This is a genomic window from Myxacorys sp., assembly GCF_059501405.1.
This window is the reverse complement of the sequence record NZ_JCACCM010000028.1, coordinates 1-3,647: the sequence shown is the minus strand read 5'-3', so window position 1 is coordinate 3,647 and position 3,647 is coordinate 1. Positions and strand designations below refer to the sequence as shown.

Below are 3,647 nucleotides of genomic sequence, written 5' to 3'. Positions count from 1 at the left end.
AATTCACCGTCCTCACTAGCTTTCCAGCTTCTTAGTTTTGTCAGTCAAGCAGGGGTAAGCCCTAACGTCATTGTCTGACCGTCAAACTTAGTCGTTCGAATTGCGGCAGTATAATGCGGGCATATACTGATCCAGTCTGGAATTGAAATATTGAAGGGGCAGACCTTTGTTAGCAAGTTATCCTTGATAGGATCTGCAACAAATTCAATCGGACTGAACTTTGTGACTCGCCGACCAAGGCTGTGTAGAAAGTTGATGAGTGCATTGCGAACCAGAGCGGCAGTAAGATAGAGATGTTCTGACAGTATGACCGACTCTACGTTGCTGCCCAAAATATCTGTGTCAGAAACCAACGCGACCGATAAAATTTGATTTCCATCGCGGTGGAAAAGATGAGTGCCAGCATAATTCTGCCTTAAAGCCCTGAGCTGCTCTTTGTTCTCATAGGGAATAAGTCCAACATCGATTTCTGTATCATCAAACAGAATGGGCGCAAAATTGAGCGTTAATTTCCTGCTGTTAGCAGGATTACTGAAATGACTTCTGCTTCCCTGCCTTGAAGAGACCATAGATTGCTCATTTTTCATTCATTAGAGCTTTGAATATAGCATTAGTAAGTGCAGATGTACTGTATATGCTAGAAGTTACTGAAAACATCTTTCAACAACTCATGAGTTTGCGATCACCTCTCTTCTTCCTTGAGGAGCGTGATTCCCTCAACCAATTCACACTTTGAACTTGAGTTCCAGCTACTTTCTGTTGCTGCCTTTTACTGACCATTGAGCTGCTCCTCAAGATTCTAAATTTCGTTGGACTCCAGCTTACTTTAGTAATTAAAGACCGTCCATAGTTACACATATGCATTGCCTATTATTTTCTTTTTGAAGTAATTCTGTCGATTACAATTAAAATCAACAGAAAAACAAAAAATGTTCTATTTCTAAAAAACTTTAATGATAAGTTTTGCTTAAGCTCTTTCAGCCTAAGAATTCATGATTAATGAAGAATCAGCATTTGAGGTTAATACATTAACTTATTGATGTTTCCTAATGTAGAATTGGCTGAACACCCGTACTGCTTCAGCCGTGAAAGTCAACCGTAACGACCAAGCCAAGATCCTCTCACCACAGGAGATTGCCTGGTTGTTTGACGGGAAGCTGGGATTGGTTTCAGATCTGAAGCTATTTCGGCTGCTGATTGGGCTTGGAAATGGGAGAGGGATGGAGGCGATCGCCTCCCTGTCGTTGCTCTCTTATATGGAGGGGTTGCCGACTGATCGCGATCGAGCGTTGTTTGGCATCTGCCTGTACACGACTGCGCGGGTCAATGAGGCATGTTTGCTGCACACGGCTGATGTGTATAGGACAGATGGGCGGGTGCGCGATCGCATTACCTTTCGGCGGGCAACGACAAGGGGAAGCAGGAGACGCGATCTGTCCCGGTGTCGCCGGAGTTGAAGCAATTGCTGGAAGGGTATCGGAGCGATCGTCCCTACTTGTTTCCAGGGCGGTGGGAGCGAGGGCATATCTGCCCAGAGTCTGCCGATGCCATTTTACGGGCCGCCTTTAAGCGATTGGGGATTGAGGGAGCCAGTACCCACAGCTTCCGACGAACGGCAATTACCTGGATGCACAACGAACGAGTGCCGATCAAGCATATTCAGTCAATCTCTGGGCACAAGAGCCTGTCGGCGTTGCAGCGTTACATCGATGTGACCGAGAAGGATAAGGAGATGGCGATCGCCACGCTGAGTTTTCGATCGTAATGGTTTCTGCTGTCACTCTGGCAAAAAAGTCATCTGGATTGCACAAGGGAAACGCTTATTGGATAGCAGATGATTACGATTGCCCCTTGCTCTTGTAGTCCGGATATCGAAAAACTACCTACTTGCCTTAACCTCAGCGATAATGATGGATACAGCACAGGCATTCCGGGAAGCGTATGGCATACAGTGACTTCACCTTGCAAAAACTCAAGAAGGACTTTGGCTTACAGGTCGATGAGCAGCGCGACCTGTTTGCATCCGTTGAGCCTGTTGCGGGCAGTGACCTGTTGAATGATACGCTTCAAGAAACTGTGCAGTTGGCGATCGCCATCAATACCGAGAAGGCGCGATCGGAGATGATTATTACCCCTGTGTTACTAGAAGTGCGGCGGCAGGCGAAGGGGCAGGTCAGCCTGTTTTCAGGCACAGAATTTAATGTGGATGAGACGAAAGGGCTAGTCGGCTACTGCGATTACATTCTCAGCCGCTCGAAGGAGCAACTCACTATCAATGCGCCTATCATTCTCATTACGGAAGCCAAAAACGAAAACATTAAAGCTGGCTTGGGGCAGTGTATTGCAGGGATGGTTGCCGCCCAGCAGTTTAACCAGCGGGAAGGGCAGGCGATTGACGCAATCTATGGAGCTGTAACCACTGGCGAAATCTGGAAATTCCTGAAACTTATAGATACAACGGCTTCCATTGACCTGACCGACTACTACATCTCGCCCAATCTCAACAAAATCCTCGGCATTCTGGTTCATAGCTTGGGGTTACCGGTTCCTGCACTCTAGCTTTCTGCATCTCTTCGAGAACAGTGCGTCGTAGTCCCACATCCTCAACCAGATGAGCAAGGATGCAGTAGAGTGTGATCCTTACGGGCGATCCAATTGGTGTCCGTATATTAGATCTCCGTCCAAACCTGCGGCTGCTCCCCACGAATGAAAGTAAGCATGGCGGGACTGGTTGCCTTGCACCATCCTAACTGGGTGCGATCCCTTGCTTTGATCGATAGCGTTGGCTCTTCTGGCAGCTTTCCAATCGGACAATTTCTGCCACAGGGACTCATTGACCTGGGTGCGGACTGGCTCTATTTCCGGAAGCGGGCTGCCCTGGCGGCGGCTTCAGTTTTACCGATGGTCAATCCGATGCTGATTGATGCTTTGCGTTGCTCATTCCTCCATCAGGAGATGCCTGGGTGGAAGGAGGCGATCGCCTCTTTTACTAAAAGTGGCGGGTATTCGGATTTAAGCGATCGGATTGCTCAATTCACGCATCCCACGCTGATTCTGTGGGGCAAAGCGGATGATGTGTTAGGAACCGCTGATGCGACTCGGTGGCAGCGAGCGATCGTAGGCAGTCAACTTATTTGGATTGAGGCAGCGGGACATGTGCCTCACTTCGATCAACCCCAAGTCGTTGCAAATCATCTGCTATCCTTCATGCAATACGTTGAACATTAATCGCTTGCTCGTCCCCGGTCATGAGAATGACTTCCGCACCCAATGGCTTTACACTTTGTTCAGCAAAGTACTGAAGGAGAAAAACAATGCCTCATATCAGCATCAAGCTTTATCCCGGCAGGTCGGAACAGCAGAAGGTTCGGTTTGTCGAGCAAATTGTGAAAGAGGCGATGTCAATTCTCGAAAGCAGCGAAGACTCGATTTCGGTCGCGATCGAAGAAATCAACCCAGAGGATTGGGTCGAGAAAGTCTATAAACCAGAAATCTTGAACAACCCAGAGAAGCTCTACAAAAAGCCAGGCTATAACCCACTGGAATAGCAATAGACGGCTTCGACTTCTATTCAAATCATGCATTGCTATTAGGGGTTGAGCCGAGATACGTGAAACTTTTTTATCATATCGGACTCAAACTCATTG

6 protein-coding genes are annotated in these 3,647 nt (G+C 47.7%); 5 read left to right on the top strand and 1 reads right to left on the bottom strand.

The features are described 5' to 3' along the window. Positions 1-44: 44 nt before the first annotated feature. Positions 45-587, bottom strand: a complete 543-nt coding sequence (locus AC5I6P_RS02865) for a hypothetical protein (protein WP_495692253.1) — start codon at positions 585-587, stop codon at positions 45-47. 498 nt (positions 588-1,085) lie between these two features. On the opposite strand from AC5I6P_RS02865, the gene AC5I6P_RS02860 reads away from it, so the two are divergent. The 5 genes from AC5I6P_RS02860 to AC5I6P_RS02840 all read left to right on the top strand — a co-directional run bounded on the left by AC5I6P_RS02860 (position 1,086) and on the right by AC5I6P_RS02840 (position 3,548). Next, a complete protein-coding gene (locus AC5I6P_RS02860) occupies positions 1,086-1,457 on the top strand; it encodes a hypothetical protein (RefSeq protein ID WP_495692252.1) in 372 nt (123 codons plus the stop codon). Continuing rightward, complete coding sequence (locus AC5I6P_RS02855; protein ID WP_495692251.1) at positions 1,442-1,765, top strand: tyrosine-type recombinase/integrase; 324 nt, start codon at positions 1,442-1,444, stop codon at positions 1,763-1,765. Before AC5I6P_RS02860 ends, AC5I6P_RS02855 begins: the two co-directional genes overlap by 16 nt. A 176-nt stretch (positions 1,766-1,941) precedes the next feature. Next, positions 1,942-2,559, top strand: a complete 618-nt coding sequence (locus AC5I6P_RS02850; protein ID WP_495692250.1) for a hypothetical protein — start codon at positions 1,942-1,944, stop codon at positions 2,557-2,559. 147 nt (positions 2,560-2,706) lie between these two features. Next, the gene (locus tag AC5I6P_RS02845) at positions 2,707-3,228 is read left to right on the top strand and encodes an alpha/beta fold hydrolase (protein WP_495692249.1); all 522 of its coding nucleotides are present in this window, start codon (positions 2,707-2,709) and stop codon (positions 3,226-3,228) included. A gap of 86 nt (positions 3,229-3,314) precedes the next feature. After that, positions 3,315-3,548, top strand: coding sequence for a tautomerase family protein (locus tag AC5I6P_RS02840; protein WP_495692248.1), 234 nt, complete (start codon positions 3,315-3,317; stop codon positions 3,546-3,548). Positions 3,549-3,647: the final 99 nt, after the last annotated feature.

What these genes read in the sequence shown, in the direction of transcription:
- AC5I6P_RS02865 (WP_495692253.1), bottom strand. Translation starts at nt 587, where the DNA reads ATGAAAAATGAGCAATCTATGGTCTCTTCAAGGCAGGGAAGCAGAAGT.
- AC5I6P_RS02850 (WP_495692250.1), top strand. Translation starts at nt 1,942, where the DNA reads ATGGCATACAGTGACTTCACCTTGCAAAAACTCAAGAAGGACTTTGGC.
- AC5I6P_RS02840 (WP_495692248.1), top strand. Translation starts at nt 3,315, where the DNA reads ATGCCTCATATCAGCATCAAGCTTTATCCCGGCAGGTCGGAACAGCAG.
- AC5I6P_RS02845 (WP_495692249.1), top strand. Translation starts at nt 2,707, where the DNA reads ATGAAAGTAAGCATGGCGGGACTGGTTGCCTTGCACCATCCTAACTGG.